Raw genomic sequence first — 24463 nt, forward strand, 5'->3', positions numbered from 1 at the left:
CGTGAAAGCAAATGGCTCAATTCCTTCGAACATTGTCAATCGAGCCAGTGGTCTCATACAAGCATTAATCCTAGAATTTCCGCCCGATCAGTGTGCTGCCTTTCCAGAGTGGAGTGCTAGTGAACCCGTCAAGCCCAAAACCATCCGAGCCGGACATTAGTGATAAGGCTCTCAACCGCCTGTTGTACGCGTCAATCATAGAAACCAGCACATTGGCCTCATTGTTATTTATCGCAGTGCCGCTGAAACACCTAGCGGGCTTTCCAGCAGCAGTGTCTTGGCTAGGACCTGTACATGGGATAGCGTTTGTTACGTACTTTTGGCTACTCGGTATGTCACTTGCAAACCCCATTTTTACGCGTGGCGAAATACTGCGGCTGTTTTTGTCGGCGTTCATTCCGGGCGGTGGATTTTTTAACATCGGACTATTCAAGAAAAAACAGGTAGCTTTGAGATTGGGGCAAGCTCAATGATTTATTTGCTGCTCAAAACGTTTCATGTGGTGGCGGTAGTCACTTGGATGAGCGGATTGTTGATGCTGTCTCTCGTTCTGGCTGGCCTTCGCAATTCTGTTGCGCCCTACATGCCTCGCGAGCGACGCTTCATGGTCGCACTCAAATACTGGAACCACGGCGTGACTTCGTCTGCCATGTTACTGACTTGGTTACTGGGAATAGGTACGGCCGTTATGGGTGGCTGGCTCCCTGCGCCTTGGCTAATTTTGAAATTAATATTCGTTCTTGTTCTTTCTGCACTGCAAGGCATCCAGACAGGATTGCTCCAAAGGCTGATTGGCGCCGACTCTCGACCGTTGCCAAATTTTGTAAGATTTGGTGCAAGTGTTAGCCTCTTTTTTGCTTCGATCATTGTCCTTCTCGTGATGACAAAGCCACCGCTCGCAGCTTAGCTCGAAATACTTTTTCACTTATTTTCGCGGCCGAAAGCCTTGAAGTCCTCGTCACACTCATGCTCGTACGCCACTCAATCAAACGCTAAAAGCCGGTCGAATCTGCGCAAGGCACACTTCACAAAGGTGAACTCATGAGCGAAAAAAGAAAGCTATTATTGACCGGCGCCAGCCGCGGAATTGGCCATGCTACGGTCAAGCATTTCAATGCAGCGGGCTGGGAAGTATTCACCGCGTCTCGACAAAATTGGGTGGCTGAATGCCCTTGGGCCGAGGGATTGCTTAACCATATCCACTTGGATCTTGAAGATATCGACAGCGTCAGCACGAGCATTGCGACCATCAAGGAAAAATTGGGCGGTCGCCTGGATGCACTGGTGGACAACGCAGGCATTTCCCCCAAAGGACCGGAGGGCAGTCGACTCGGCGTACTGGAGACCGACTATGCCACATGGTTGAAGGTCTTCAACGTAAACTTGTTTTCTACCGCGCTGTTAGCCCAGGGGCTGTTCGATGAATTGAAGGCCGCCCGGGGGAGCATCATCAACGTCACTTCTATAGCGGGCTCCAAGGTCCACCCTTTTGCCGGCGTAGCCTACGCGACTTCGAAAGCAGCACTCTCGGCTTTGACACGGGAAATGGCGTACGATTTTGGTCCACATGGGGTGCGAGTAAACGCCATTGCTCCTGGAGAAATTGATACCGCGATTCTATCGCCAGGTACTGCCGATATTGTGGAGCGATTGGTTCCCATGAACCGTTTGGGAAAACCTGAGGAAGTAGCGTCTCTGATCTACTTTCTCTGCACCAGCGGAGCCTCTTACGTGAACGGCGCTGAGATCCATGTGAATGGTGGACAGCATGTCTGACGTGCAGACATTCTGGTCAAGTCCTCGCGCGACCTGGGGCCAGACTTCAGTCATCAGTCTCGCTATCTCCGAGGTACTTATCGCCACGCCACGACGCGCATTGGTAAACATTCGGCAACATACCGCGCGCCGTGGAAATAAATTCACCCCTTTTTTGAGCAGTCGCTTTGATCAGTAGCCGACTGTGAAGCGTTGCTTCAGATGAGCAGGCTTTTCGATCTCATCAAGGAGAGCGACTGCAAAATCTTGGTAGCTGATCCAGCTTCGGCCTTCGTCGTCTGTCAGCAAATCGTCAAGACCTGTACGGAATTTACCTGTGCGTTCACCGGACAGGAACTCCATTGAAGGAGAAACAAAAGTCCAGACAAGCCCACGCTCCTCACGCAGAGCGGCAAGAAACTCAGCCGCCGCGCTGGCTTCGGGTTTGTACTCCTCCGGAAAATATTGGGAATCAAGTAAACGCGTACCGGAAGCCAAATTCAAGCTGGCCGCACCACCCACGACGATAAATCGATCAACATCGGATTTCTTTACCGCGTTGATAAGGGTTTCAGGTACTAGCCCGGAAAAACGCACTGAGCTAATAACCACATCATGTCCCGCAATGGCTTTAATTAGTGTAGTTGAATCGTTTAGGTCAACAGGCTTGAGGTTTAGATCCGGGCGCACGCCCAGCTTTGATGGATCACGCGCAATTGCAGTTACCGTATGATTTCTACTCAATGCTTCAGCTACGAGTTGAGTTCCCACGTTACCGCTAGCACCGATGATGGCTATTTTGATCATAAATAATTACTCGCATCTGTCAGGAGGGATGATGTTTTTTGCCGACAATAATCGTCAGGCAGACCATAGTAACGACCGAATACCGTCCGAAAAATGCTAAGATTTACGATAGTTTGTCACTGATATCGGCCTAATAAATGGATAAGCTCGGCGCTATACAAGTTTTCGTAACGGTTGTGGAACGTGGCAGCATGTCAGCAGCCGCAGATAAACTCGGCCTCTCGAGGCAAGTCGTATCGCGTTATTTGGCAGAGTTGGAAGCGTGGGCTGGTGTGAGGCTAATGCATCGTACGACTCGCAAACTCAGCGTTACACCCGCCGGAATGGATCTGCTTCCAAGGTGCCACCAAATCCTTGACCTAACAGGCGACATCCAATCTTCGCTTGCCGCACGCCCCGCTACGCCGTCAGGATTGCTACGAGTAACTGTCAGTACATCGTTTGGTCAGGTGCACTTGGCACCAGCCATCGTCGAATATTTACGACTTTATCCGCAGGTGGAAATCGATATCGTTTCAGCAGACCGTACAGTTAACCTGATCGATGAGCGGATTGACCTTGCTCTGCGCATATCCAATGAACTAGATCCCAATCTTATTGCCAGGGAATTGGCACGCTGCAGATCTGTCATATGTGCATCTCCCGCCTATCTTGCAGAACACGGCACGCCACAAGATATTCAGGATCTACGCGAACACAACTGCTTGAGTCATTTTTATTTTGGCAAAAACATCTGGCACTTTGAACATCATGGCGAAACAGTTTCGGTACCTGTAAGTGGCAACATTCGAGGCAATGAAACATCGACATTGATGCAAGCAACACTGGCGGGCGGGGGTATCGCGATGTTGCCGCGCTATCTTGCCGCGCCGGCAATACAGTCAGGCAAGCTGGTGGAGGTGTTGAACGAGTACCTTGCTCCGAGCGCACGACTTTACGCAGTCTATGCCTCTCGTAAAAATATGCCGACCAGCCTAAGGACACTGCTGGACTTTCTCGCAGAGAGATTTCAGAGAAATCCAGACTGGGAATCCGCGCCCTCTGCCTCGTAAAAACGATGCGTTTTTTGAGTTATGGGTTCAGTTTTTTCAGAGCCTCTCGCAGCTCCATATTGTTCCCCCCCAGAGAGCTTGTCGCAATGGCGGCATTACGTAACAGGATCGACGCTGCATTAGCAATATGATCCTGTAGCAGCCGGTCAGACGGCCCCGATAGAGTGAGCGCCCCCTTCAACTCATAATTCATAGCGAACACCGGCACGGACACCGCGGTAGTTTCGGGATCCCGCTCACCAAAAGAGCTAGCCCAAAACCGCTCTCGCACGTCAGTTAGCATTGGGTCGCCCTGTCGAGAAAAAGCCCGGAGAATCTTTCCTGACGCACCGGCATGTAATGGAAAACGCGCGCCCTCTAGTACAGAAACACGCACTGCGCGTTTGGGTTCAACTCGAAATAATACGACACGACTTCCATTTTCGAGCACATAGAAAGAAGACGTTTCGCCACTCTCTTCTGTGATGGACTCCAACAATGGATGGATGACATCGCGTAGGCGAAAAGACGCTTGATAGAGCTGCGACAGACGAAGAGGCTCTGGACCAACCGAATAATTGCCATCACTTAGGCGCCGCACAAATCCGGCCTTTTCTAACGATGCAATCAACCTCAGGATCGTGCTTTTATAAAGCCCGGTCCGTCGCGCGAGTTCCGCAAGAGTCAGGCTTTCCTGTTCGACCTGGAAGGCCGCAAGAATGGAAAAAGCACGATCGACAGCGGCTACTCCGCCCCCTTCCCCGCCGATGGACTGATTAGAAAAGTTAGCGTCAGTTTCGGTATTCATATCAACTCAGCGTCAGGTAATAACCCCTCGACTACCCGCAGAAAGCAGCCTTATCGGGGTAGTCCAAGGTACACAATTATACGACTAAGATACCTTTTCGGCTTCGCTGGGGCCAGTACGTCACTACTCGCGTAGGAAAAGGCGCAAAGACAGAACCATCCCTGCGGCCACGAACATGATGCACCCCATGACCGTCAAACCTGCCGTAAATGAGCCGGTATAGTCCTTGAGAAAGCCCATCAGATAGGGACCCACAAAACCGCCAAAGGCTCCAATTGAGTTTATCAAGGCAATCCCTCCTGCAGCCGCTTGGCCGCGGAGAAACTTCCCTGGCAGTGTGTAAAAAATCGTCTTGCCAGCGATCGTGCCTACCAAGGCTAGCGTGATACCGGCCAATGCGGGCACCAATGAATCCATCTTAAGCGCGAACAACAACGCGAATCCTGCAAGCAGCATCGCCAGAGTTAGGTTGAAAATGCCCTTGCCTGTTCGGTCAACGTGTTTCGCCCAGATTAGAAGGCCAATGGTGGCGAAGAAATAAGGAATCGCCGCAACCCAACCAATCATGCTGACTTCAACACCGTGGGCCTTAAGCATCTGAGGCAGCCAAATACCAATACCGTAGGATCCGAGCGTGAAACTGAAGGTAATGGTGCTGAGAATCCAAACCCTCGGATCCTTTAGCGCGGCCTTGAAGCCATGACTGTGTTGGCCCTTGCTCTGCTCATCAGCCAGCATGCCGGCGAGCAATTCACGCTCGTTGTGTGACAACCATTTTGCTTGCGCTGGATGGTTCGTCAGCACTTTCAAAGTGATCATTCCTAAAATACAGGCCGGGATACCTTCAATGATGAACATCCATTGCCAACCTGCCAGGCCTAGAAATCCATGCATCTGCAAAAGCCAAATTGAAAGTGGCCCGCCTACCAGAAAAGAAATTGGAGTCGCCACCGTAAACCATGCGAGTACCCTAGTTCGGTATTGCGCTGGAAACCAGAGTGTCAGGAAAAATATGACGCCAGGAAAGAAACCTGCCTCAGCTATACCGAGAATCAAGCGCACTACATAAAAGCTGTATGGACCAATGACCAGCGCAGTTGCGGCAGCCGCTAAGCCCCAAGTGATCATGATCCTGGCCATCCACAACCTGGCGCCAAATCGAAACATTGCCAGGTTGCTCGGCACCTCGCACAAGCAGTATCCAAAAAACATGATTCCCGCACCGAGGCCGAACTGCGTGGCTGTAAGGCCCAACTCATCAGTCATCTGGAGTGCAGCGTAGCCAACGCTAGTGCGATCCAGATAATTGAAAAAGTAGGCTAGTGCGAGCAATGGGATCAGGCGCCATGCGGCCTTATGAAGAACGCGGGTCTGTTCCGCACTTAGGACATTTAACGCGGAGCTTTCCGGAGAACGTGGAGATGTCGTGACAATAGTCATGACGGGATCCTCGACTTTATTTTTATATGGCTGACGGGGGGAATTACCGCCAGCGGATGTGTTGCAGGGATTTTTGAGAGCGACTAGCGGACTATCCCTCGCCCGAGCAAGACTTCAATGTCAGTCGTTGCGTAGCCCATCTCCTGGAGCAACTCTTCTGAATGGCTTCCCAACTGAGGCACATTCAAGCGAGCGTCCATACGCCGACCATTCATCTCGAATGGCAGCATCGGGACTTTCACCTCTTCTCCACTTTCCAGGATTAAATGTGCCAAGCCTCCGGACTCGTTCAGATGAATATCCTCAAATAGATCCTGAGGACGCTGGATGGGAGAAAACGGTAGACCTGCCCTCTCACAAAGATCCATGACTTCCTGTTTGCATAGGTTCGCAAGCCGCTCTTTCACCAATGGCAAAATTGTCGCGCGAGCCTGAACTCGCTGGGTGTTTTTGGCTAGATCAGGATCACGCCCAAGCTCCTCAAACCCAAAGGCTTGGCAAAAGCTGGCCCATTGACTGTCGCTCACTACGCCCATGAAGACCTGCTCATCATCAATGGTGGTGAAGACGTCATAGATAGCCCACGCTGAAAGACGGCTTGGCATAGGCGCAGCAGGCTTGCCTGTCGTCGCCATTTGCATCATGTGCTGGCCGACGAGGAATGCTGAGTTTTCAAAGAGGCCCGTCTGAACAAACTGCCCCTCGCCGGTCGCGTTGCGCTGCAAAAGCGCCGCAAGGATCGAGATCGCACTGAACATGCCACCCATTACGTCGTTAACGGATGCACCAGCTCGCAACGGCCTACCCTCCGGCCCCGTCATATAAGCCAGTCCGGTCATCATCTGCACCACTTCATCCAGCGCCGTGCGGTGTTCGTATGGACCCGGCAAAAAACCTTTCATCGAGCTGTAGATGATGTCGGGCTTGATCGCCTTTAAGTCTTCATAACCCAGGCCAAGCTTTTCCATCGCGCCGGGTCGGAAGTTCTCAGTGACTACGTCCGCGCTTTCAATCAACTTGCGGACCGCGGCCATGCCTTCCTTCGTTTTGATATCGACAGCAAAGCTTTTTTTGTTCCGGTTATAGGTCATCCAGTAGCCGGCACCGGATCCCGTCAAACGCCGAGTATTGTCGCCTTCCGGCGTCGGCTCGACTTTGATTACCTCGGCACCCAAGTCGGCAAGCACCAAACCGCAAGTTGGACCCATCACCATGTGCACGAACTCGACAACCCGGATGCCTGCCAAAGGCAACGTTTGAATGTTCTGATTTTGCGGGCTCATCGCGCGCCTCCAGCGTAGTGAAAGTTTTTACCCACGCCGGCGTCAGGGATGAACCCGTAAAGCGGTTCGCCAGGTAACCCTTGTTTCAGCCATTCACGAGCGGCGACTAGTTTGTCGATGTCGACGCCAGTGTTTAGCCCCATGGACTCAAGCAGATAGACGAGGTCCTCGGTGACGATATTGCCCGAGGCGCCGGGTGCATAAGGACAACCCCCGAGCCCGCCTTGGGACGCGTCGATAGTCGTGACACCTACGTCCAGTGCGGCAACGACGTTGGCAAGCCCTTGACCTCGAGTGTTGTGGAAATGCGCGCTGCCTGCTTTGGCACCTATCTCACCGCGCAACCTTGTGAATAGACGACGAACTTGAGTTGGATTTGCGTAACCAACGGTATCGGCTAACCCGACCTCCTCAACGCCCAATTCGACCATGCGAAAAGCCATACGAAGTACATCATCTTCAGGGACTTCGCCTTGAATGGTGCACCCGAAGACTGTCGACAAGCCGGACTCAATTTCCACATGAGGAAATTGTTCGTTCCGAAGCAGCACGATAGATCGAACCTCTTCGTAAACCTGTTCATGTGTCTTGCGAATGTTGGCTAACGAGTGTGGTTCGCTCACTGAAATGGGCATCGTGATTTTCTGCACACCTGCTTTGAACGCTGCCTCGGCTCCCTTGAGGTTCGGAACTAGGGCGGTCACAAAAACATCCGATCTTTTCCGCAAATGAGCGACTAATTGTGCTGCGTCCGCCATTTGCGGAAGCAATTTTGGTGAGACAAACGAGCCGACCTCAATTTCGCCGAGTCCGGAGTCAGCCAAAGCGGTCAGCCATTTCAGCTTCAACTCGGTAGGCATAGTTGCACTGACGCTTTGCAGGCCGTCACGCGGGCCTACTTCACTGATCAAAATGTCTGCTTTTTTTTTGTCGCCCATCGCCGGTTCTCCGGAAATTGATTCCATGCATTCCATCTAGCAGAATGTCGTTCTGAATTAAATCATGAGCGCAAGATTTCTTAGTGTCAATGTCTTCTGGATGGGAACACCGTCGTTTGAGCGTTAGGCGAAAGGGTGCAGCTCAGCGACCAGATGCAAGCCTTCCGGTGGATGATGGGTTGACAAGAAATGAAATTGCATCGACATTTGTTCTGCCAGAGGACACATGATTCTGTCTGGCAGAACAACAACAATGCTGCGAAAAGATTAGTACACCTGCGCTTGGTGACTACTTTCTCCGCCGCCCTGGTAGGAGTTGATCCTGTGACCCTGTATGCCCCGCCAAGCGATTTACCGACTCGAGTGTTTACAACGCTGCCGCAAGCCTTTTGGAGAGACGGGGATTCCGATTGGGTGCGCGCTAATAAACCCGGGCAGGAGGTCAAAAGCTTTCTCGAGGGGCCGTCCTTCGACGTGCATGGGAACCTCTACGTAACCGACATCCCTTACGGCCGCATTTTTAGAATAAGTCCGGAAGGAAACTGGGAGCTTGTCACCGAATATGACGGCTGGCCCAACGGTTTGAAGATCCACCGTGACGGTCGGATTTTCATCGCTGACTACAAACAAGGAATTCTTGTCCTTGATCCCGCCACTAGCACAATCACGCCTTTTTTGACGCACAGTCGCAGCGAAGGATTTAAGGGAGTCAACGATCTGTTTTTTGATAGGCAAGGAAAACTCTACTTTACGGATCAAGGTCAGACCGGCCAGCAAGATCCAACCGGCCGAGTATTTTCTTACGACCTGGAAAAAGAAATTCTGACCCTACTGATAGATAACGGACCTAGCCCGAATGGCTTGGTTATGGATCTTCAGCAGAATGCTTTGTTTGTCGCAATGACTCGCGGAAATGCAGTTTGGCGCCTGCCGATACAACGAGATGGTGGCACCAGCAAAGTGGGCATCTTCACAGCCATGGCTGGGGGCGTCAGTGGCGCAGATGGAATGGCAATGGACTGCGCCGGAAATCTTTATGTCTGTGATGCGGGAAATGCATGTGTATGGGTATTTGATCCCCATGCCGTTCCGCTCTACCGTATTCGGTCCTGTACCGAAGGACGCACACTCACAAATCTGGCATTCGGCGGTAAGAGCAATAAGCAACTGTTTATCACAGACTCATCAACCAGCACGGTGTTAATCGCTGATCTCAAACACGTAGGTCTACCGATGTTTTCCCACCTCTGACCCAACTAAGTACTGAAGTCTGTGTGCAACGTACACCGGGCTAATTCGGCCAGAGAAAGGCGCGCGCTCACCGCGCCTGCCCTACAAGACTAATAAAAGGGATACCCATGTTAATATTTTTAAGCTACGCGATGATCGTTTGTTTTATGTATCTGATTATGAGCAAGCGCCTGTCACCCCTAGTAGCCCTACTACTCGTTCCCGTTGCATTCGGATGCTTAGGTGGTTTTGCAACCCAACTTGGCACAATGATGTTCGACGGCGTGAAGATGCTCGCGCCCACGGGCATCATGCTGACGTTTGCTATCCTTTATTTCTGTCTAATGACTGACGCAGGGCTCTTCAATCCTTTGATTAAAGTGTTGCTACGTATGGTGAAGGGGGATCCTCGCAAGATAGTCGTGGGAACAGCTGTTCTGGGACTATGTATAGGACTTGATGGTGACGGCGCAACAACTTACATAATCGCTACGGCGGCCTTTTTGCCACTTTATCGCCTGACTGGCATTCGGCTGCAAGTAATGGCGACCGTCCTACTCATGGCCATCGGAGTAATGAATATACTGCCATGGGCAGGGCCATTTTCTCGCGCTGCTAGTGCTATGCATGTTGACATCACCGAACTGTTCATCGCAATGGTTCCGATCATGATCGCGGGAGCGGCATGGGTGGTGCTCGCCGCTTGGTGGCTGGGTCGTATGGAGTATCGTCGACTGGGTGTAGTCACAGTGAGTGAAGACGCAGTGCTGCAGGGATATGCGCATATTCGCCTAAAAGATCCACGGTTTTTGTTTAACGCCTTACTGACGATCGCGTTGATCACGGGAATGATGCTCAGTTTGATGCCATTACCAATCCTATTCATGCTGGCTTTCGGGCTCGCCTGCTTGGTCAATTATCCAAGCCTAAAACAGCAGAAGGAGGTCATCGCTAGGCATGCTGACAATGTCATGGCCGTAACACTCCTAATTTTCGCCGCGGGCGTTTTCGTCGGAATCATGAGTGGCACTGGAATGATCAAGGCGATCTCTGACAATCTAATCATGATATTGCCAGAACAGGCTGGTCATTACATGTCTTTGATCACTGCCCTGCTCAGTATGCCTTTTACTTATGTGCTGACAAACGATGCATTTTATTTCGGGGTCTTACCTATCCTCGCCCAATCAGCTGCTCACTACGGCATAGGCCCACAAGAAATGGCAATTGCATCGCTAATAGGTCAACCAGTTCACTTACTTAGTCCTTTAGTAGCATCAACCTACCTATTATGCGGATTGCTGGACATTGATTACGGTGACAACCAACGCGTATCATTAAAATGGATGCTTGGAACCGTATTAATAATGCTTATGGCAGCTATCGGAGTGGGTGCGATCAAAGTCATCTATTAAAAATCTGATAAATAAAAATGCCCATGTCCTTTGACACGGGCATTTTATTGTCGCTGTACTTATTTCTATACGAGCCTTGGTTAGTCGCGTTATTCGCACAGGCAAGCAGATTGACCGCCATTTGCACCTATAACTTACTGTTGGCCGGGCCTTTCAACGGAATGCCAGCGGCGAAGATTTCGAATAGCTACTAGCGGGCGGTAAGCCAGAGTGGACGTGCGTGATTGCACGCTGGCTAGTGCAATCTTTAGCGCCAAAGGCGATCGAATTGGTGGTGCTGTCGAAGAAGACGATGGTGCCCATTTTATGGCGCACCTGGTCTTTTCAAATTCATAGCTATCTATTCATTCCGGATTGAATTCGACTCTGTTACGACCGCTAGCCTTTGCCCTATAAGTAGCTAAGTCAGATTTTCGCAATAACTCATTCTCGCTTTCATCATAAACCCAGCTTGCCACACCAAAACTTGCAGTAACAGATCCTACAACGGCGATAGGCAGTCCAGCCAAGGTTTGACGCAGTTGCTCAGCCAAATGGGTGGCATTCGAACCATCAGTATGGGGACATAAAATCGCAAACTCTTCCCCACCTACGCGACAAAAAACATCAGTTATACGTATCCGATCCCGGATCAAATCACACGTCTGCCGCAGTACATGGTCGCCTGTCTCATGTCCCCAGCGGTCATTGATTTGTTTGAAATGATAAGTCGATCATAATCAAAGAGAGCCCTACCTCATGTCGACGCGCTTGTGATATTAGACGCGATAGGCTCTCCATAAAAAAACGCCGATTGTAAATACCTGTCCGCTCATCTGTAATTGCCTGGTTACGAAAAGCTTCCTCACGGGCTTTCAGCTCATTAATATCAGTACAGGAGCCGTACCAAATGTAACTCTCATCCGGTTGACGCTCTGTAAAAAAATCACCGCGCACCCAACGCAATGAATTGTCGGGGAGTAAAAGACGAAAGTCACAGTAAGATGCACCGCTCTCCACCATTGAGGAAGCAGTTGCTGAAATGATCTTCTCCATGTCTGGTGGATACACAAGCTTAAATAAAAGGCTATCGGCATAAGAGAGGCCCACTACATCCTCCGGAGCCAGACCGAACACACGCTGAATGCCCTCACTACAATAGGTAAATCTGCCATCATTCCCGAACGACTTCATCTGATACTGATAAAGCATATTGGGAATACGCTGCGTCACCAACTTCAAAAGTTTTGCTCTGCTTCAATTTTTGATAGGTTTCTTCGCGCTCTGTGACATCGAAGACAACCCAGAAATATTCTTCCAAAACACCTCTTGAATCGCAAGAGGACGTCCCCCTTAGATCTCCTATAACTAAACGACCATCTAGGTGCCTAAAGTACCATTGTCCGCTTGCTACAGATCCTTCGCTGGCGCTACATAATTCATATACTGTTTCAATGGAAAGCTCAGATCCCCCCTTCAACACAGGCTTGCCCCTGACCTGACCTATGTTCCAAGTGGAGCGCTCGTATGAAATCTTCGCCTAATAAATCAGTGACGTCAAAGCCGAACAACTTTTTAGCCCCCTCACTGAATGAGGTCAAACTTCCCAAACTGTCAGTTGTAATTACGGCTATATGGCTTGCAAATTTAAATAACCGCTCAAACCTATCGTTCGACGCCACTGCTTTTTCTGTTTTTGCTCTCTCAGTTAACACTTGCTCTGTTAACAGGTGTCGCTGAATGAGAGCTGACGCAATCGATAGCAGGCCTACCAACGCCTGAATGGCAATGGATCCGACTATTAAAAAATCAAGCTGGCCACCTAGGAAAGACCACACTTAATGCGCAGAGAATTGAACTACCTGCCAGTAAAATCAACCCTCCTGAAAAAATAAACCTGTATGCTGGCCATTGAAATCGTGTATTCATAAAAGTAGCACCCATGCAAATCAATAGACTCATTGAAAATCACACACCCATCACACCTGCTTTTCTTTCGTAAAAAAGTAGATCACAGGTTAAATAATTACACCTCACCGGCCTGGTCTATGTCTTCAGTGAAAAATTTTATTTACGAAAAATTTTCGACAAAGAACATAAGCTAGATAAATATTTTACACGCAAAATAATTAAAAATCATCACTACCGTTTCAAAGCACTGAAACATTTGTAACCCTTTAATGCAAAGCTGAAGTTCGAAGCTGATTCAACTTTCATCAATTGCCAGTACTTTTGGCAATTTATCCAAAGCACTAAAAAACATGTAATAGTTAGATAAATTTAAACTCATGGGTCTTTTCTAGTCCACGAAGGATATAAATATGACAATCAAAAACCAGCAAGCAAAAAAAGCCTCGCGACCGAATGAGACACGAGGCTAAAAAAGGTTGGCAAACCCAACCAAAGGAGATTTTCTAACGATTACTTGCTGCTTGCGACCGCCTCCGGCTGCCAACCCCCACCCAGAGCCTTGTAAATCGACACTATGCCACGATACACATCGACCTCAGCCAGGGCCTGGCTGTCTTCTGCAATTAACCGTTCACGCTGAGCATCGAGCAGCACGAGAAAGTCGGTGGTGCCTTCCCGATAGCGAATTTCAGCCAGATCAGCTGCCTTGCGGCTCGATTCACTCTGGCGAATCAGTGAGATCAGGCGTTGCTGACGTTTGCCGTAATCACTGAAAGCGTTTTCCGATTCTTCCAATGCCAGCAGCACTTGTTGCTCGTAAGTTGCCAGTGCGCCTTCGACATCGGCATCGGCGCCGCGTAAACGCGCTCGCACACTGCCAAGATCGAACGCTGCCCAAGTGATGCTCGGACCCAGTGCCCAAGCGTTGGCCGCCGATGAACCGATTTGTGAACCGCGCCCGGCCGTGAAGCCGAGGAAGCCGCTGAGGCTGACCCGCGGGAACAAATCAGCCTTGGCCACGCCGATCCGCGCCGTGGCGGAAGCCAGTTTGCGTTCTGCGCTCAGAATGTCCGGGCGACGTTGCAGCAGTTCACCTGGATCACCAATGGGCAACGCTTTGGCAATCGCCGGCAAGTCTTTCGGACTCAGGTCAACGGTCAATTTGTCCGGACGCTCCCCCAGCAGGGTGGCGATGCGGTTTTTCTGCCGAACCTGCTCAGCCTGCAATTGGGGCACGCTGGCCTCAACAGACGCCAGGCGTGCATCGGCGCGGACCACATCAAGTTGATCGCCGACGCCGGCATCACGCAGGCTCAAAGTGATCTTGCTCGAATCCTGCTGGTTTTTCAGGTTGGCCAGGGCAATCTTTTCGCGCAGTTGTGCGCCACGCAGTTGACCGTAGGCGTCCACCAATTCGGCAATCATGCTGACCTGCAGTTGATACAGGTCGGCTTCGAGCGCTTGCTGTTCGGCGTCGGCCGATTCCAGGTTGCGCTGGATGCGGCCAAACAGGTCAACTTCCGAGGCCATGTCCAGACCCAGGTCGTAGCGTTCGCTATTGACCCGTTTGGTGGTCTGGCCGGGGATCTGTCCTTTGCCGAGATCACTGCTGGCGCGGCTGGTGATGGTCGGCATGGCGTCATTGCTGACGTCATCGCGAATCGCCCGGGCCGCTTTCCAGCGTGCGAAAGCGACGCGCAAATCGCGGTTGCCTTGCAGGGACTGCGTCACCAACTGGTTGAGGGTCGGGTCTTCAAATTGCTGCCACCAGATGCCTTCGAACTGCGAACGGTCAAAGTTCTTTTGCCCGGCGGCGCCATCGGTAGCGGCCGTGATGTGGGCCGCCTCCGTGGCTGGGGTCTGGTAATCCGGGCCGACGGCGCAGGCGCTCAGGGCCAGCACCAGAAGGCTCGGAAGAACGGCTTTCAGACTCATTGTTGCACCTCCAGCCCCAAACCCTTGGCCGCTTTGCGCGGTTCACCGCGCGTTGCCAGCTTGCGTAGTGCCACATAGAAGACCGGAGTCAAGAACAGGCCGAATAATGTCACCCCTAGCATGCCGGCAAAGACGGTAACGCCCGTAGCCGATCGGACTTCACTGCCTGCACCATGGCCTATCAACAGGGGAACGGAGCCTGCAATGAATGCGACGGAGGTCATGATGATTGGGCGGAGTCGCAAGTGACAGGCCTCCAGCGCCGCCTCCACAATAGATTTGCCCTGCATTTCAAGTTCTCGGGCGAACTCGACGATCAAGATGGCGTTCTTACAGGCCAAGCCCATAAGTACCACTAGCCCAACCTGAACGAACACGTTGTTGTCGCCTCCGGTAAGCCACACCCCTACCAGTGCCGAGCACATGCACACGGGTACGATCAAGATGACCGCCAACGGCAACGTCCAGCTTTCATAAAGAGACGCGAGCACAAGGAAGACCAGCATCACCGCTAGCGGGAAAACGATCAGTGCAGCATTGCTTTGGCTCACCTGCTGGTAGCTCAAGTCGGTCCATTCCAACTCGATACCACGCGGTAGAACTCGTTCGGCAATCTCGGTGAGCTTGGTAATGACTTGCGCGGATGAAAATACTTTAGGATCGGCATCCCCAATCACGTCGGCCGCTGCCACGCCGTTGTAGCGAATCACAGGATCCGGACCAAAAGTGGGCTGCACGGTCACCACCGAACCGATGGGCACCATTTCCCCGCGATCGTTACGGGTCCGCAGGTTGCCTATATCTTCAGCAGTTTGGCGATGCGTAGTATCCGCTTGGGCCATAACACGATAGACGCGGCCGAATTGGTTGAAATCATTGACGTAGACGGAGCCCAAATAGGTTTGCAGCGTGTCGAAAAGATCGGTCAGCGATACACCTTGGGCCTTGGCCTTGGAACGATCGACACTGACTTCCAATTGCGGAATGTTTGCTTGATAGGAACTGACTGGGTAAGTCATGCCTGGGGTCTGAGCGACTTCCGCTAGAAACGCGTTCAGAGCATTTTGCAGCGCGCCATACCCCAATCCCGCTCGATCTTTAAGATACAGCGAATACCCGGATCCGTTGCCCAACCCTTGGATCGGAGGCGGCAACAGTGCATAGGCCGCGCCATCCTTGATCGCCGCGAACTTGGCGTTGAGTTCGTCGTTAATTGATGCAGCACTGCGGGTCCGCTCATCGAACGGTTTGAGGATGATGTACAAAGCCGTGAGGTTCGGAGTATTGACGTTTTGCAGCGCATTCAATCCGGCATATGCGGGCACCATATCGACACCTTCGACCCCCTTGGCAATATCGATCATCTGCCGGGTCACAGCATCCGTACGAGATAGCGAAGCTCCCTCCGGCAATTTTGCGCCGCCGAACAGGTAGAGCTTGTCCTGGGTAGGAATGAAGCCGCCCGGCACCTGCTGAAATAACATCGCAGTGGCGCCAAGCAACAATGCGTAGACAAAAAACACAGATCCGCGGCGGCCCAACGCCCTTGAGACGGCGCCGGTGTAGCGTTCAGAGCTACGCAGGAAAAACCTGTTGAATGGTCGGAACAACCAACCGAGCGATGTGTCAATCAGCCGCGACAAACCGTCCTTCGGCGCGTCGTGACCACGAAGCAATTTTGCTGCCAAGGCCGGCGATAGAGTCAACGAGTTCACTGCGGAAATGACCGTTGAGATAGCGATGGTCACCGCGAACTGTTTGTAGAACTCGCCCGTGACACCGCTGAGGAACGCCATTGGCACGAAAACAGCGCACAGCACTAGAGAAATGGCGATGATCGGCCCTGATACTTCACGCATCGCCTTATGCGCGGCGTCTCGCGGATTCAAGCCTTCTTCAATATTGCGCTCGACGTTTTCCACCACTACGATCGCATCGTCGACCACAATGCCGATTGCCAGCACCAACCCAAACAGGGTCAAGGTATTGATCGAGTAACCGAGTAAATAGAGAAACGCGAAAGTACCGACCACTGATACTGGAACCGCGATTAACGGAATAATGGAAGCTCGCCAGTTTTGCAGAAACAGTATTACCACCAACACCACAAGTAAGACCGCTTCAAATAGCGTGTGCTGCACGGAAGTGATGGATTCGCGCACGAATACGGTCGGATCCCATACCGCTTTGTAGGCAATATCTTTGGGGAAATCTGCTGCCAGTTGATCAAATTTCTTGTAGACCTCATCGGCCACGCCCAAAGCGTTGGCACCTGGAGACAGAAAGATACCGGCAGTGGTGGCATTTTGTTGATCCTGCAAGGCACGCATGGTGTAGTCACCAGCGCCAAGCTCAATCCGGGCGACATCGCCCAGCCGGACGAGTTGGCCGTCTGCGCCTTTTTTCAGCACGATGTCAGCGAATTCTTTCTCACTGCGTAAACGCCCACGAACGTTGATCGAAATCAGCGAATCATTGGCTTTCGGTGAAGGTTCCGCACCGAGTTGACCGGACGACACCTGGACGTTCTGCTCACGCACGGCGTTCAGCGCATCACTGGCGGTGAGGCCGCGAGACGCCAGCTTGTCGGGGTCGAGCCAAAGGCGCATCGCATAGTCGCCTGCACCGTACAAACCGACGTCCCCGATCCCGCGAATACGGGACAATTCGTCCTTCACATGCAGCGTCATGTAATTGCGCAGGTACAGCGAGTCGTAAGTGTTATTGGGCGAATAAAGGCTGACGTACATCAGCGGCGTGGGCGATTGCTTCTGAGTGGTGACACCGTACTGACGTACCTGCTCGGGTAATCGCGAAAGCGCCTGGCTGACGCGGTTTTGAACCCGTACGGCCGCAGTGTCTGGATCTACATTGGGCAGGAAGGTGACCACGACTTGCAGGCTCCCGTCTGAGCCGGCAACCGACTTCAAGTACATGATGCCTTCGACGCCATTGATCGCTTCCTCAAGCGGCGTTGCGACGGACTCGGCAATCTCCTTGGGATTGGCGCCAGGATAGGTGGCTCTCACCACGACACTCGCCGGCACGACTTCCGGGTATTCGCTGATGGGCATTAATGGAATGGCGATGAGGCCGACGGCGAAGGTGATGATCGCCAGTACGATCGCAAAAATCGGCCGTTCAATGAAAAACTTGGAAAAATCCATGGTCGGCCCCTTAATTCTTCGTGGTGGTCATGGCGACTTCAGAGGGCTTAAGCGCCATGCCTGGGTAAAAGATGCGCTGAATACCACCCACCACCACTTTGTCGCCAGGTGCTAATCCTGACTCGACGATCCGCAAGCCATCGTGCATACGCCCCAACTGAATGTCTTTTCGCTCAGACGTGTCGCCTGCCCCAACGACGTAAACATATTTCCGATCCTGATCGGTCAGTACTGCCTTGTCATCGATCAATATCGTCGAGGTTTCGACGCTACTAGCCAGTTGCACACGGGCGAAAAGCCCTGGTGTGAACACCCGGTTTTTATTGGAAAGGGTCGCACGCAGGCGAATGGTACCGGTGGCCGGGTCCACCTGATTGTCCTGAAAGTCGACGCTGCCCGTATGGGGAAAACCCTGTTCATTGGCAAGCCCAACGCGTACGCCTAGCTGATCGGCGTTACCTTTTGCACTGCGTGCTTGTTCTCCATAACGCAAATAGCTGTGTTCGTCCGGGTCGAAATAAACGTATACCGGATTCTGGGATACGACCGAAGTCAGCAGCGTCTGATCCGCGACAGCGAGGTTACCCGGCGTTAACGCTGCGCGACTGACCCGACCGTTGATTGGGGATCTGACTTCAGTAAACTCGAGATCCAGTTTGGCCAAAGCCACAGCAGCGGCGGCATCTTGAACATCCGCTTGGCTCTGATTGAAGTTAGCCCGTCGGGTATCGGCTTCTTCCTTCGAGATGGCATTGTTTTGGACCAGGACTTTGGCCCGCCGATCCTGAGCCTCATTCATCACTACGGACGCTTTTGCCCGCTCCAGCCGAGCAACAGCACTGCTCAGCGCTGCTTGATATTTGCGGGGATCGATCTGGAATAGTGAATCGCCCTTACGAACCTCATCCCCCTCCTTGAACATGATTTTTTGGACGTAGCCTGTCACGCGCGGGCGCACCTCAACCGAGTCGACTGCGCTGATTCTTCCATTGAACTCGTCCCATTGCCGAACAGGACTCAGAGTGACCGTGGCAAAATCCACTTCGGTTGCGACAGTAGTTGCCGCAGGATCTTTATGTTCATTACAGCCCGAAAGAACTAGAGCAAGCAGCAAAACCCCGAAGGTGTTTCTAGTATTATGTGAAGGCAGGAAGACCATAGCGAATTCGTGAAACTTTGCCCTAGTATCGGTTGGCGCTCTCATTGAACCGTTTTCCTTTGTATTACGAAGAGCGCGCATTCGGACATCGAATAAAACAAGGGGAAACGAGTCGAATGAAGCCACCTAATGACGCGCCGCGCAAACCAAAAACAAAAAAAGCGACCATAGCAACTACAAAAAAATATTTACCAATACATTGTTCTTATTGATTTCAGCAAAATTCTTTTACTAAAGCCGCATTAGATATATGAACTTAAGCCATCCGCCCTTGCGGAGTGCGATCCGCTCCATCAGCAGCTAAGGTTTTACTATATGAGCTTTGATTGCTCTTTACTTGCGGCAATTCCTGCTCTGCAGCAGGCAACGCAAAAGCAACACCTGTTGCCACCGACAACATCAAGCCAAGTATAATTTTCATTTTTCACCTCGTAATTAATAAAAATCCAAGCAAACTGAGACCCTAAAGCTTGCTTAAAGCAATACTAAAGGCATCAAAAATTCACTCACGACTAACCAACGATCATTGCACGGCGAGCCCTTGGCAACAGTGGTCGACTTAATATTTGACTCCGACGCCAAATGCTCGAACGTTTCTTTGCTTGAACTGCTACATCGTGCTAAACCAGAACTTTCTCGCATCGCAGCAATGCGCCAGATCACTCCTTCATGCAAATGCTTATCGATGCATCAGTAGTTAATACGACTTTATCTCATCCGATTTCTGGGATAAAGTGGCAAAATTCGTTTTAACTATACGGTAAACGGTACAATCATGGCATTTGATCGGTTGCAAGCAATGCGCGCATTCTGCCGAATCGTCGAGGTGGGGAGTTTCAGTGCTGCGGCTGACTCGCTAGGAATGCCTAAAACCACAGTATCTGGTCATGTTCAGAGCTTGGAAGCTCAGCTTGGGATCAAGCTTCTGCACAGGACGACCAGAAAAGTCTCTTCCACGACAGATGGGACTGCATATTATGATCGTGCGCTTGCGATACTCGCAGATGTGGATGAGTTGGAGGCCTCCGTTATCCAAAGTCGTAACATCGTTCGCGGGCGAGTCAAAATAGAAATGCCCTCACCGGTCTGCACTCAGTTGGTCATCCCCGCGTTACCTGACTTCATGACGCTTTATCCTGATATAAATCTAGACATTGGCAGCACTGAGCGAGTTGTTGACCTCGTGCAGGAGGGTGTGGACTGCGCATTGCGAGGCGGTGACGTTCAAGACCAAGATTTAATTTGCCGCCCCATTGGCCAGATGCGTTTTTGCCTTGTTGCATCTCCTAAATATCTTTCTATGGCCCCACCCATTGTACAGCCCACGGACCTTTACTCTCATCGGTATATGGCGTTTAAGTTCCCCACTTCGGGCAAGCAATACACCTTGACACTTCGAAGAGGACAAGAGGTTCATAAAGTCGAGAAACCCGGTTGGATCTATTTGAACAACGGAAGCGCGTTATTGGCTGCCAGCCTGGCAGGACTTGGGATCAGTTTTGCTACACGCGCCGAAGCAGCGTCTTTCCTGCTAACCGGAGCGCTTTTAGAAATACTGCCAGATTGGCAATTGGAAAGCTTACCAATCAGCTTAGTTTATCCGTATACACGTCATCTTTCCACAAGAGTGCGGGTTTTTGCAGATTGGGCAGCAGAGCTTATGGCTAATGACCCACTTTGGACAATAGATGCGTCCCAATGACGTCCTCCTTTATTTATGTCGGTGATTCGCAAGTAACGGCGTAAGTGGGAATACTCATTGATTCCGCTTGGTCACTCTACAGATTCTGACTTGCGCTTAGTAACCAGCAACCATAACCGCCAGCATTGTGCCTGCGGCGATGGCTGCAACCTCAAAAATTGGTGGCCTTACTTCTCGATGTAGGGAAGTGACTTCGACAATGCTGCGAATCCCCGCGCCAGATCCTCAATCAAGGCCTCGACATCTTCCAACCCTAAGTGCAAACGCAGAACTGGATTCAACAAGCGATCGTTCGGACTATCGCGCTCTTTGAGATCGGCGATAGTGATCAGGCTTTCATAGCCACCCCACGACGCGCCAGCCCAAACAGTTGCAGCGCATCAATGAAGCGCTCGACATCACCTTCATCGGCTTCACGCAGTTCGAACGAGAGCAACCCGTTGCTGCCCTTGAAGTCCCGTCGCCACAAAGCGTGGCCGGGGTGGTCGGGCAAGGCCGGATGGAACACGCGTTTCACTTGGGATTGAGCCTGGAGCCAGTGGGCAATTTCCAGGGCCTGGCGCTCATGGACATCCAGGCGCGACGCCAGGGTCCGGGCGCCACGCAGCACCAAGTAGGCGTCGTCGGGGCTGACGGCGTTTTGTAGACGCCGGCGTACAGCTGTCGAGAACGCAAGCTTCTGTTACTCATCATATGCAAAGATTGGAACAACAAGTTGGCGTGAGTCTGTTCGAGAAGCGAGGTCGCCAAAAACATCTGACCGAATCAGGCCTGCAACTGCTACGGCATGCAAGGCAAATGCTCTCGCTAAACGACGATGCAATCAGTTCCTTGCGAGAAAGCAGCCTGAGCGGAGTGTTGCGGATCGGCCCCCCCCCATGACATCGCGGACACCGTCCTCCCGCCAATCCTCAGTCACATCGCCCGTTCGGCGCCGCGTTTGCGTCTGGAAATCGATGTTGGGCGTAGCCCGTTCCTTATAGAGGATCTGCACCGGGGTAACGTCGACATGGTGATTTCCACGCGTGAAAATCAAGCCCTGAAGGTTTTACGCTACGTACTTCGCCGGTTTGATGGATCTGTTCGGCGCAGTACATACATACCCGCAGTGAACCACTTCCGCTTATTCTCGTGGATGAACCGAGTATCTATCGACGCTATGCACTGGATGCCCTAGAGCGCGCAAAAATTCCGTGGCGCCAAGCCTATCTGGCGTCGAATTTGATAGGTATAAAGGCGGCCACTCGCGCAGGTCTGGGGGTGACGCCGCGGAGCATGGAAATGCTAGGACCCGACATGCGAGTGTTAGGCGAGAACGACGGATTGCCGCGATTGCCGGACGTAACTTATAACTTATGGATTCGCCCGAATACAATCAGTCCACTGGTACGTAGGGCTTACGAGTTGATCAAAGCTAGCAGACGTCACTGACAATCAAATTCTCATCGCCCGGAAAAACCAGAGTCCAAGGAAACGTCATTGATCTAAATCTTAGTCTAATGACAAGAGGCAGATGGAAGGCCGATTTACGACATCTATGGCTTAGTTAATATACGCTACCGCGATGCAGCCATCAGAAAAACTCTCTCTGATGGCTATAGCAAGCCGCTCTCCAGCTATCTAGTCACCTTTCACTCTCCAGGGTGGTATTTACGCTCAGTATTCGCGGCGATATCCGCCTTGTAAAACAACACATCGCGGAATTCCCCTTTGCTAAACATTTCCGCCTGATCGGCGAAATGAGGCGAGGATGGGTCGCCACTTTCTCCTCCCGCCATTAGCGCCTTCGCATGGATTTTTGGGCCGAACTCGATCGCGGCTATAAAGCTATTGCCAGTTGTTGCGTAAAGCTTCTTGGTCGACCGAGGGCTTGGCGAGATGAACGAGGCGAGTGCACCCCAAACCGACGACCCCCAAGCAACCGGGAAACTTGGTTTAGCGTCGTCAAAGTGCGAGACGATATCGTCAGTTATACGCTGAAAACGATTGACCTCGCCCCACGGCATGTCCCAACGACCAAAGTCTTGCTCAAGTTTGCTGATTGCAGTGTCCAGAGCTGCCAGTCGTTCGCTGTCTGAGGTCGACTCAGCCACGAGGTCGAAAACAGGCTTCTTGGCGGCACGCGCTTGTGCAATCCGCAGATCAACCAGCGCTTGTCCCCAAAAGCTCGCCAAGGTAGTTGGAACAGACGCTACCCCAGAACGGTGGTCCCAAGCCCTTAAACTTTCAATAGGAGCCTTCAGCCGAGCGCGCAACGGAGCATCATCGGCCAATTGGTCATACGCATTAAAAAGCGGCGGTAGCAAAACATCGAACCCGTTGAGTTTATTGTCATAACCCAAGGCGATAAGGCTGTCTAACGTTACGTTATGCGCTTTCTCCAAGAGGTCGACGGCATGGATATCACGCTGGTTTTCCCCCGCTGTCCACATATAGGCCGGAAAGTCCTCTTTGCGCGGACTTTGCGCACCGGCAGCCGAAAACGGCCAGGCGTTGGTATTCTGAACCCAGCCACTCTTCGGATTTTTAACCATGATGGTGTCCTCAAGTTTGTGCGGGCCCATCCACTCGGTCTTGGGATTGCTGCCGTCAACGGGGCTTCTGAAATCAAATTGTGGATCACGTTTAGGAATGAAATTTCCGTGGAAGTATGCGATGGTGCCGTCGCGATCCGCATAGACGGTGTTATTCGAAGTATCGGTACGCATTTCCTGCGTTTTATAAAAGCTCTTGTAATCCTTGGTCTTGGTTCGGAGGAAGGACTGCTCCAGCGCAGTTACTGGTGTCTGCAACAACTTAATGGCTATCCATTTTCCATTTTCGGCGCGAATAATCGGTCCGTGGTGGCTGTGGTAAACAGTAAAGTCGCGGTGGGCTAAAACGCCATCTTTTTTGAAGGGCACGCTGATCTGGCTGACTTTCAACTTACGCAGCCCGTCGCCATATTTATAATAAGGCCCGTCAGGTTTCTCAACAATTGTTTCCTGATACTCATCAATGGCGTCGCCACCATAGGATGTGTGCATCCAGCCATTGTAATCATTGAATCCCTGATAGATGAAGAACTGGCCCCAGGTCGCCACGCCATAAGTATTAAGCCCCTCTTGGCTAACCATCTGCAGCTCGGAACGGAAGTAGTGAGAGGTATGGGGATTTATGTACAGCAGGGCATGGCCCGAAGCACTCAGTGCCGGCGCAATCGCGAACCCATTGGAGCCGCCGTCTGGCTTCTCTTTCACTACCGGAGCTGGCGGATGCTGCCCGTAGAAAGCTTCGAGCTTGTCCAGCGCGACGCCCTCAATATCACCCCCAATGCTCCCTTCTGTGAAAGCCAAGGCCATCCACGGTTCAAAGTGTTTGATAAACCGCGGTTTAACACCTGGATGCTGATCGAGGTAGTAATTCAAGCCATCAGCCCATGATACCATCAACTTTTGCAACCAAACTGGACTGGCACTGAACTGATGCTTTAGAACATCTGTATCGACGAATAGGCGCGTGCGCAGATCACTGTAGATCCCCGACTCTCCATCAGCCTGCGCCAGCCATCCCAGGTTCACGAGATAGTTCTGTTCTATACGGTTAAAATCGTCTTCGGCCTGTGTATAGATCATGCCGAATACCGCATCAGCGTCCGTTTTTCCGTAAACATGGGCAATGCCCCATTTATCACGGATAATATTGACGTTACTCGCCTGCTGTTGCCATCGGGAGGCATCGCTCGCGCTGACTTCTACAGCGCAAAAACAAAGGGTGGTGAGCACCATAGATGTGACTAAATTACGCATCTTACTACCTCTTATTATGAAGGGTCAGGTTTATATAACCATGCAGCCTTGCTAACGCCATTTTTGCGTTAACCTAATGAAAATCTAAATTCCGTATGTACCATCAATCTTGAAG

Annotated in this window: 17 protein-coding genes and 3 pseudogenes; 8 read left to right on the forward strand and 12 right to left on the reverse strand. The window is 51.6% G+C overall.

Going from position 1 to position 24463, the window contains the following annotated elements; translation table 11 throughout:
* Nucleotides 1-119 precede the first annotated feature (119 nt).
* The 3 genes from ACIOYV_RS11400 (at nt 120) to ACIOYV_RS11410 (ending at nt 1776) form a co-directional block, all read left to right on the forward strand.
* Nucleotides 120-473 carry a DUF3817 domain-containing protein gene (locus ACIOYV_RS11400; protein ID WP_401323733.1) on the forward strand — a complete coding sequence of 118 codons (354 nt, stop codon included), beginning with the start codon at nt 120-122 and terminating at the stop codon, nt 471-473.
* Nucleotides 470-907 (forward strand): CopD family protein, encoded by a 438-nt coding sequence (locus tag ACIOYV_RS11405; protein ID WP_401323735.1) that lies wholly within the window; start codon nt 470-472, stop codon nt 905-907. The genes ACIOYV_RS11400 and ACIOYV_RS11405 overlap by 4 nt, the downstream gene beginning before the upstream one ends.
* Nucleotides 908-1041: 134 nt before the next feature.
* A complete protein-coding gene (locus tag ACIOYV_RS11410) occupies nt 1042-1776 on the forward strand; it encodes an SDR family NAD(P)-dependent oxidoreductase (RefSeq protein WP_401323737.1) in 735 nt (244 codons plus the stop codon).
* Nucleotides 1777-1947: 171 nt separating this feature from the next.
* On the opposite strand, the gene ACIOYV_RS11415 is transcribed toward ACIOYV_RS11410, so the two are convergent.
* Entirely contained in the window at nt 1948-2562 is a 615-nt protein-coding gene (locus ACIOYV_RS11415) for an NAD(P)-dependent oxidoreductase (protein ID WP_401323738.1), read from the reverse strand.
* 137 nt (nt 2563-2699) lie between these two features.
* Here ACIOYV_RS11415 and ACIOYV_RS11420 point away from each other — a divergent pair, with 137 nt between their 5' ends.
* Entirely contained in the window at nt 2700-3614 is a 915-nt protein-coding gene (locus tag ACIOYV_RS11420; RefSeq protein ID WP_401323740.1) for a LysR family transcriptional regulator, read from the forward strand.
* 19 nt (nt 3615-3633) lie between these two features.
* On the opposite strand, the gene ACIOYV_RS11425 is transcribed toward ACIOYV_RS11420, so the two are convergent.
* From ACIOYV_RS11425 to ACIOYV_RS11440, 4 genes are all read right to left on the reverse strand, one after another.
* Nucleotides 3634-4401: an IclR family transcriptional regulator gene (locus ACIOYV_RS11425; RefSeq protein ID WP_401323742.1), complete on the reverse strand. Its 768-nt coding sequence runs from the start codon at nt 4399-4401 to the stop codon at nt 3634-3636.
* 123 nt (nt 4402-4524) lie between these two features.
* Nucleotides 4525-5841 (reverse strand): MFS transporter, encoded by a 1317-nt coding sequence (locus ACIOYV_RS11430; protein ID WP_401323744.1) that lies wholly within the window; start codon nt 5839-5841, stop codon nt 4525-4527.
* 83 nt (nt 5842-5924) lie between these two features.
* The gene (locus tag ACIOYV_RS11435) at nt 5925-7124 is read right to left on the reverse strand and encodes a CaiB/BaiF CoA transferase family protein (RefSeq protein WP_401323746.1); all 1200 of its coding nucleotides are present in this window, start codon (nt 7122-7124) and stop codon (nt 5925-5927) included.
* The gene (locus ACIOYV_RS11440) at nt 7121-8062 is read right to left on the reverse strand and encodes a hydroxymethylglutaryl-CoA lyase (protein WP_401324022.1); all 942 of its coding nucleotides are present in this window, start codon (nt 8060-8062) and stop codon (nt 7121-7123) included. Before ACIOYV_RS11440 ends, ACIOYV_RS11435 begins: the two co-directional genes overlap by 4 nt.
* A 324-nt stretch (nt 8063-8386) precedes the next feature.
* Here ACIOYV_RS11440 and ACIOYV_RS11445 point away from each other — a divergent pair, with 324 nt between their 5' ends.
* Together ACIOYV_RS11445 and ACIOYV_RS11450 are read left to right on the forward strand one after the other, a co-directional pair.
* Nucleotides 8387-9313 carry an SMP-30/gluconolactonase/LRE family protein gene (locus tag ACIOYV_RS11445; RefSeq protein WP_401323747.1) on the forward strand — a complete coding sequence of 309 codons (927 nt, stop codon included), beginning with the start codon at nt 8387-8389 and terminating at the stop codon, nt 9311-9313.
* A 107-nt stretch (nt 9314-9420) separates the two neighbouring features.
* The gene (locus ACIOYV_RS11450; protein ID WP_401323749.1) at nt 9421-10707 is read left to right on the forward strand and encodes a CitMHS family transporter; all 1287 of its coding nucleotides are present in this window, start codon (nt 9421-9423) and stop codon (nt 10705-10707) included.
* A 344-nt stretch (nt 10708-11051) separates the two neighbouring features.
* Here ACIOYV_RS11450 and ACIOYV_RS11455 read toward each other — a convergent pair.
* From ACIOYV_RS11455 to ACIOYV_RS11475, 5 genes and pseudogenes are all read right to left on the reverse strand, one after another.
* Nucleotides 11052-11898 (reverse strand): annotated as a pseudogene (locus ACIOYV_RS11455) (GGDEF domain-containing protein).
* A gap of 1209 nt (nt 11899-13107) precedes the next feature.
* Nucleotides 13108-14532: an efflux transporter outer membrane subunit gene (locus tag ACIOYV_RS11460; RefSeq protein WP_401323750.1), complete on the reverse strand. Its 1425-nt coding sequence runs from the start codon at nt 14530-14532 to the stop codon at nt 13108-13110.
* Nucleotides 14529-17699 carry an efflux RND transporter permease subunit gene (locus ACIOYV_RS11465; protein WP_401323752.1) on the reverse strand — a complete coding sequence of 1057 codons (3171 nt, stop codon included), beginning with the start codon at nt 17697-17699 and terminating at the stop codon, nt 14529-14531. Before ACIOYV_RS11465 ends, ACIOYV_RS11460 begins: the two co-directional genes overlap by 4 nt.
* A 10-nt stretch (nt 17700-17709) precedes the next feature.
* Nucleotides 17710-18858 carry an efflux RND transporter periplasmic adaptor subunit gene (locus ACIOYV_RS11470; protein WP_401323754.1) on the reverse strand — a complete coding sequence of 383 codons (1149 nt, stop codon included), beginning with the start codon at nt 18856-18858 and terminating at the stop codon, nt 17710-17712.
* 256 nt (nt 18859-19114) lie between these two features.
* Nucleotides 19115-19279, reverse strand: coding sequence for a hypothetical protein (locus ACIOYV_RS11475; protein ID WP_401323756.1), 165 nt, complete (start codon nt 19277-19279; stop codon nt 19115-19117).
* Between the two features lie 354 nt (nt 19280-19633).
* Here ACIOYV_RS11475 and ACIOYV_RS11480 point away from each other — a divergent pair, with 354 nt between their 5' ends.
* On the forward strand, nt 19634-20560 hold the full coding sequence (locus ACIOYV_RS11480; protein WP_401323758.1) for a LysR substrate-binding domain-containing protein: 927 nt from the start codon (nt 19634-19636) through the stop codon (nt 20558-20560).
* Nucleotides 20561-20727: 167 nt separating this feature from the next.
* On the opposite strand, the pseudogene ACIOYV_RS11485 reads toward ACIOYV_RS11480, so the two are convergent.
* Nucleotides 20728-21194 (reverse strand): annotated as a pseudogene (locus ACIOYV_RS11485) (PLP-dependent transferase); the annotation flags it as partial.
* Nucleotides 21195-21199: 5 nt separating this feature from the next.
* Between ACIOYV_RS11485 and ACIOYV_RS11490 the strand changes: the two are divergent.
* A pseudogene (locus ACIOYV_RS11490) lies at nt 21200-21991 on the forward strand (LysR substrate-binding domain-containing protein); the annotation flags it as partial.
* A 200-nt stretch (nt 21992-22191) separates the two neighbouring features.
* Here ACIOYV_RS11490 and ACIOYV_RS11495 read toward each other — a convergent pair.
* Nucleotides 22192-24348, reverse strand: a complete 2157-nt coding sequence (locus ACIOYV_RS11495; protein ID WP_401323760.1) for a penicillin acylase family protein — start codon at nt 24346-24348, stop codon at nt 22192-22194.
* Nucleotides 24349-24463 lie beyond the last annotated feature (115 nt).

Origin of the sequence: Pseudomonas sp. NPDC087342 (assembly GCF_044744265.1) — a bacterium.
Classification (GTDB): domain Bacteria; phylum Pseudomonadota; class Gammaproteobacteria; order Pseudomonadales; family Pseudomonadaceae; genus Aquipseudomonas; species Aquipseudomonas nunensis.

Excerpts from the sequence above, each read along its gene's own strand:
- ACIOYV_RS11405 (WP_401323735.1), top strand. The coding sequence starts at position 470 with ATGATTTATTTGCTGCTCAAAACGTTTCATGTGGTGGCGGTAGTCACT.
- ACIOYV_RS11410 (WP_401323737.1), top strand. The coding sequence starts at position 1,042 with ATGAGCGAAAAAAGAAAGCTATTATTGACCGGCGCCAGCCGCGGAATT.
- ACIOYV_RS11415 (WP_401323738.1), bottom strand. The coding sequence starts at position 2,562 with ATGATCAAAATAGCCATCATCGGTGCTAGCGGTAACGTGGGAACTCAA.
- ACIOYV_RS11420 (WP_401323740.1), top strand. The coding sequence starts at position 2,700 with ATGGATAAGCTCGGCGCTATACAAGTTTTCGTAACGGTTGTGGAACGT.
- ACIOYV_RS11425 (WP_401323742.1), bottom strand. The coding sequence starts at position 4,401 with ATGAATACCGAAACTGACGCTAACTTTTCTAATCAGTCCATCGGCGGG.
- ACIOYV_RS11430 (WP_401323744.1), bottom strand. The coding sequence starts at position 5,841 with ATGACTATTGTCACGACATCTCCACGTTCTCCGGAAAGCTCCGCGTTA.
- ACIOYV_RS11435 (WP_401323746.1), bottom strand. The coding sequence starts at position 7,124 with ATGAGCCCGCAAAATCAGAACATTCAAACGTTGCCTTTGGCAGGCATC.
- ACIOYV_RS11440 (WP_401324022.1), bottom strand. The coding sequence starts at position 8,062 with ATGGGCGACAAAAAAAAAGCAGACATTTTGATCAGTGAAGTAGGCCCG.
- ACIOYV_RS11450 (WP_401323749.1), top strand. The coding sequence starts at position 9,421 with ATGTTAATATTTTTAAGCTACGCGATGATCGTTTGTTTTATGTATCTG.
- ACIOYV_RS11460 (WP_401323750.1), bottom strand. The coding sequence starts at position 14,532 with ATGAGTCTGAAAGCCGTTCTTCCGAGCCTTCTGGTGCTGGCCCTGAGC.
- ACIOYV_RS11465 (WP_401323752.1), bottom strand. The coding sequence starts at position 17,699 with ATGGATTTTTCCAAGTTTTTCATTGAACGGCCGATTTTTGCGATCGTA.
- ACIOYV_RS11470 (WP_401323754.1), bottom strand. The coding sequence starts at position 18,858 with ATGGTCTTCCTGCCTTCACATAATACTAGAAACACCTTCGGGGTTTTG.
- ACIOYV_RS11475 (WP_401323756.1), bottom strand. The coding sequence starts at position 19,279 with ATGAAAATTATACTTGGCTTGATGTTGTCGGTGGCAACAGGTGTTGCT.
- ACIOYV_RS11480 (WP_401323758.1), top strand. The coding sequence starts at position 19,634 with ATGGCATTTGATCGGTTGCAAGCAATGCGCGCATTCTGCCGAATCGTC.
- ACIOYV_RS11495 (WP_401323760.1), bottom strand. The coding sequence starts at position 24,348 with ATGCGTAATTTAGTCACATCTATGGTGCTCACCACCCTTTGTTTTTGC.